Source organism: Pseudomonas sp. IPO3747 (assembly GCF_013385245.1).
Taxonomy (GTDB): domain Bacteria; phylum Pseudomonadota; class Gammaproteobacteria; order Pseudomonadales; family Pseudomonadaceae; genus Aquipseudomonas; species Aquipseudomonas edaphica.
Map to the genome: position 1 here is coordinate 1 of NZ_JACAQL010000020.1, position 558 is coordinate 558.

1 protein-coding gene is annotated in these 558 nt (G+C 56.8%); it reads right to left on the bottom strand.

The window, feature by feature from the left end:
• Window positions 1-558 (bottom strand): immunoglobulin-like domain-containing protein (locus tag HX790_RS21540; protein WP_176992100.1); only part of this gene is annotated, 558 nt, incomplete at both ends.

Here is a 558-nt window from a genome sequence, read left to right on the forward strand (position 1 = left end):
CGCCAGCTTTGAGGTGGTTAGACGAACCGTTACCCACCTCCAGCGTTACGTCAGTGCCTGCTTTATTGGAAAGCGTAGCGGTGTACGTAATCTGACCGCCTTCGTTGACGTCGCTTGGCGCGGTCAGTGTCACGGTGGTGGTGTTATCAGTGCCCGGAGTATCGGTGACAGTGGTGCTAACCGGCGTAGTACCCGGCACCAGATTCTCGAAGTGCTCACCGCCAGTCACATTAGTGATAGCAGTAGTGACGGTCTGGTCGCCCTTGTACACATCATCTGGAGCTACAACGGTCACGCTGCCGTTCGACTGGTTCACACCGATGGTGATGGTCTGGCCGTTATCCAAGGTCACGGTCAGCGGGTTGGTGATGTTGGTCACTGCCGCGCCGTTTTTATCCACAAGGCTGGCGGTGTAGACGATGTTGCCGCCTTCGCCCACTGTGGTCGTTGCGGTCAGAACCACATCCACTTTGTCGATGGTGTCGTTGATGGTGGTGGTTGCACCATCACCAGCCACTTCCAGCTTCTCGAAGTTACCGCCAGCGGTGTCGGTGATCT